The sequence below is a fragment of the Streptomyces niphimycinicus genome (assembly GCF_018883605.1).
GTDB classification, from domain to species: Bacteria; Actinomycetota; Actinomycetes; order Streptomycetales; family Streptomycetaceae; genus Streptomyces; species Streptomyces niphimycinicus.
On record NZ_JAHLEM010001014.1, the window covers coordinates 1 to 4,449 of the forward strand.

Consider the following 4,449-nt stretch of genomic DNA (forward strand, 5'->3'; position numbering starts at 1 on the left):
GCCCGTCCCCGCGCAGCGGCCGCCGGGCCCGCTGGCCCTGCCGCTGCCCGCCATCGCCACGCTGGAAGGCGGAGCCACCGCGCTGGCGCTCCCGGTGCCGCTGGTGGACCCGGACGACCCCAACGCCGGATTCCTGGCCGGGCTGCTGGCCGCCGAGCCCGCCGAGATGAGCGCCGCGCTGCGGACCGCGCCCGTCGACTCGGTCGAGCTGCGGCTGCGCCGGGTCCGCGCCCAGTTGGAGCTGGGCCAGGAGCAGGACGCGGGCGTCGCGCTCACCGGTCTGGAGGCCGCGTACAGCGACGACTGGCGGATCGTCTGGTACCGGGGGCTGCACGCGCTGGCCACCGGCGACCGCGAGACCGCCGCGCTCTCCTTCGACGCCGTCTACGACGCGTTCCCCGGTGAGCCCGCGCCGAAGCTGGCGCTCGGCGTCTGCGCCGAGGTCCTGGGCCAGTTGGACAACGCGGCGGAGTACTACCGGCTGGTGTGGGCCACCGACCCGAGCTTTGTGAGCGCCGCCTTCGGCCTCGCCCGGGTCCTGCTGTGCTCCGGGGACCGGGCGGCCGCGGTGCGGGCCCTGGAGTCGGTCCCGGAGTCCTCGATCCACTACACGGCGGCGCGGGTAGCCGCCGTACGGGCCCGGCTGCGCCAGCGCGCCCCGTACGACGCCCTGCTGGGCGATCTGGCGGCCTCGGCCGCCCAGGTCGAGCGGCTGGGCGAGTTCGGGCTGGACGCGGTGCGGCGCGAGCGGCTGCGTACGGAGGTCCTGGGCACCGCCCTGGATTGGGTACTGTCCGGCAGCAGCGGGGCGCCCCCGGGACACAACCGGCCGCCTCTGCTCGGCAGCAGCCTCGACGAGCGCGGGCTGCGCTTCGGATTGGAGCGCTCGTACCGGGTACTCGCCAGACTCGCGCAGCGAGGCGAGGAGAGGATCGAACTGGTGGAGCGGGCCAACCGTTTCCGCCCCAGGACGTGGGTGTGATCGATGTCGCAGATGCCGCAGCCGACCCGGCTGTCAGCCTGCCCGACCTGTGATGAGCCGCCGCAGGCGGGGGACAGATACTGCGATCAGTGCGGTGCCGATCTGACCGCGGCGGCCGATCTGGCAGCGGCCGATCTGGCGGCTCGGACGCCCGGCGACTTGCCGGTGCCGCCGCAGTTGAACGGCGCGGCGCGGTCCCCTTACCCGGAGCCGGAGCCGGAACCGGAGCCGGACGACTACGAGCTGGCCGCCCCGGCCCCCGACGGGTACGGGCAGCCGGCCGACCCGCGGGTCGCGGAGGCGCTCGGCGCGCCCGAGGCGGCGCCACCCACCGAGACCGGCACCCCCGCGGAGATCGGCCCGGGGGCCAACGCGAGTACGCACATCAGCGCGGCGACCAGCACGGGCAGCATGGCGGGCACCGGCACCGGGGCGGACCCCCGGCTGCCCGGCGGCGAGCACCGCGCCCGGTGCGCCGCGTGCCAGGAGGGCACCATCGACCAGGACGGATACTGCGAGCGCTGCGGGCACGCCCAGGCACGGACACGCGACCATATGGAGAGCGAGCTGGCGGGCATCGCGGCGGCCACCGACCGAGGGCTGCGCCATCACCGCAATGAGGACGCGTTCGCGGTGTCCGCCGCCGAGTTGCCCGACGGCTCACCGGTCGTGGTCGCCGTGGTGTGCGACGGCGTCTCCTCGGCCACCCGCCCCGACGACGCCTCGGCCGCCGCGGCCCATGCGGCCGGTGAGGCACTGCGGGTCTCGCTGCCGCGCGGCGCCCATCCCCAGCAGGCCATGAACGAGGCGATCGTCGCCGCCGCCGAGGCGGTCAACTCGCTGGCCATGGAGACCGGCGCGGCCGCCGCGCCCCCCGAGGGCCAGCGCCATCAGAACGCACCGGCCTGCACCATCGTCAGCGCCGTCGTCACCAGCGACATCCTCACCATCGGCTGGGTCGGCGACAGCCGCGCCTACTGGGTCCCCGACGACCGTACGGCCCCGCCCGCCCGGCTCACCGAGGACGACTCCTGGGCGGCCCAGATGGTGGCCGCGGGGCTGATGTCGGAGGCGGAGGCGTACGCGGACGAGCGCGCCCACGCCATCACCGGCTGGCTCGGGGCGGACGCCTATGAGCTGGAGCCCCACACCGCCTCCTACAAACCGGACCGGCCGGGCGTCGTGGTGGTGTGCACCGACGGGCTGTGGAACTACGCCGAATCGGCGGAGCAGATGGCCCGCGCGGTGCCGCCGGACGCCCGCTCCCGGCCGCTGAACAGCGCCCAGATCCTGGTCGGCCACGCCCTCGACGGCGGGGGCCACGACAACGTAACAGTGGCGGTCGTGCCGTTCCCCGCGGCCCCGGGCCGGGCAGGATCCGCCTGACGGTCGCCAAGGAGCGGATGATATGGCCCATTTCTCGACGCCCGACGCGCCGCGGTTCTCGGTCGAGGTCTATCAGAACGAGTACCTCCCCGAGGGCGGCCGCGAGGTGAACGCGATCATCACCGTCACCTCGTCCGGCGGCGGAGCCGCGGGAGGCCCGCCGATCCCCGCTCCCGCCGCCGCCCCCGAGGGGTACGACGCCGCTCCCGGCGGGTACGACGGTGTCCCTGGTGCGGACGACGGCGGGGGCGTCCCGAGCGCGTCTGACGGCGGGGGCGCCCTGGGCGGTGCCTCCGCTCGCGCGGCCGTGGTGATCATGGTGGACTGCTCCGGCTCGATGGACTATCCGCCGACCAAGATGCGTCACGCGCGGGAGGCCACCGCCGCCGCCATCGACACGGTGCGCGACGGCGTCGCCTTCTCCGTGGTGGCGGGCACCCATAAGGCGGTCGAGATCTTCCCGGGCAACGGGCGGCTGGCCATCGCCGATCCGCTCACCCGCGCCCAAGCCAAGGAGGCGCTGCGGAGCCTGAGTCCGGGCGGCGGCACCGCGATCGGCACCTGGCTGCTGCTGGCCGATCTGCTGCTCGGCTCCGCCGATGCCACGATCCGGCACGGCATTCTGCTCACCGACGGCCGGAACGAGCATGAGGAGCCGCAGCGGCTGCGGATGGTGCTCGACGCCTGCGCGGGCCGCTTCACCTGCGACGCCCGCGGGGTGGGGACGGACTGGGAGGTCGAGGAGGTCACCGCGATCGCCTCCGCCCTGCTCGGAACGGCCGATATCGTCGCCGATCCCGCCGGGCTCTCCGCGGACTTCACGCGGATGATGGAGGCGGCGATGGGCAAGGAGATCGCCGATGTCAGCCTCCGGCTGTGGACTCCCAAGGGCGCCGAAGTGGCGTATGTGAAACAGGTCGCACCCACGGTCGAGGATCTGACCGCCCGCCGCGTCGAAGCCGGTCCGCGCGCGGGCGACTATCCCACCGGGTCCTGGGGCGATGAGTCCCGCGACTACCACCTGTGTGTGAGAGTTCCGGCGGCGGAGGTCGGCCAGGAGATGCTCGCGGCCAGGATTTCCCTGGTCCAGCCGCCGCCCGACGGCGTCGGCGGCCCGCCGAGCCCGCTGGCGCAGGGGCTGGTCCGCGCGGTGTGGACGGCTGACCTTGCCGTCTCCACCGCGATGAATCCGCAGGTGGCGCACTATACGGGCCAAGCCGAACTGGCCCAGGTCATTCAACAGGGCATGAATGCCCGCAAGTCCGGCGATGCCGAACAGGCGACCCAGAAGCTGGGGCGTGCCGTACAACTGGCGACCGCATCGGGGAACGAGGACACGGCGAAACTGCTTGCGAAGGTGGTGGACGTGCTCGATGTGGCGGCAGGTACTGTGCGACTGAAGGCGAAGGTCGCGGAGGCGGACGAGATGACACTCGAAACGCGCTCCACCAAGACAGTTCGCGTCAAGAAGTAGCACATAACCAGCACTCACGTAGCACTTCTCGGCAGAAACACCGAGAAAGCCACAAGAGGGGGATCCGACATGCCGACCTGTCCCAACGGCCACCACTCGGCGGCCGACGACTGGTGCGAGGTGTGTGGCCACCGGATGTCGGGGACACCCATGCCCTCCGGTGCCGCCTCGCCACCTCCGCCACAGCCCGCGCCGGGTGGCCACGGCGTGCCCGTACCACCGGGCGGCTACGGGAGTCCGGGGCCGGGCGGCCCACCGCCGCCCGGCGGCGCGGGGGGCTACGGCTATCCGGCGCAGCAGCAGGAGCTGTGCCCGCAGTGCCGTACGCCGCGTGAGGCGCAGGCTCCGTTCTGCGAGGAGTGCCGGTTCAACTTCCAGACGCATACGCCTTCTCCGTACGGTCCGCCGCAGGGCAGTTACGCGCCACCGCAGCAGCCGGGGGCCGGGGTGCCGCATGTCCCGCACCCGGGGCAGGGCGGCGCCGGCCACGCCTCCGCTCCGGGGTTCGGCGGCGACAGCGACTGGACGCTTCCGCCGCCGCAGCAGGGGGGCACGCCCCCGCACGGCGCACCGCAGCAGGGCGCCCCGGGCCATGGCCAGGGCGCGC

At 73.9% G+C, this 4,449-nt stretch carries 3 protein-coding genes and 1 pseudogene; all 4 read left to right on the forward strand.

All coding sequences use genetic code 11. The annotated features are described in order from the left end of the window. Window positions 1-982 (forward strand): tetratricopeptide repeat protein (locus KN815_RS46890; protein ID WP_216347882.1); only part of this gene is annotated, 982 nt, incomplete at its 5' end. Window positions 983-985: 3 nt separating this feature from the next. After that, window positions 986-2,368 carry a PP2C family protein-serine/threonine phosphatase gene (locus tag KN815_RS46895; RefSeq protein ID WP_216347883.1) on the forward strand — a complete coding sequence of 461 codons (1,383 nt, stop codon included), beginning with the start codon at window positions 986-988 and terminating at the stop codon, window positions 2,366-2,368. A 22-nt stretch (window positions 2,369-2,390) separates the two neighbouring features. Further along, the gene (locus KN815_RS46900; RefSeq protein ID WP_216347884.1) at window positions 2,391-3,842 is read left to right on the forward strand and encodes a vWA domain-containing protein; all 1,452 of its coding nucleotides are present in this window, start codon (window positions 2,391-2,393) and stop codon (window positions 3,840-3,842) included. A 69-nt stretch (window positions 3,843-3,911) separates the two neighbouring features. Then, window positions 3,912-4,449, forward strand: a pseudogene (locus tag KN815_RS46905) (FHA domain-containing protein); the annotation flags it as partial.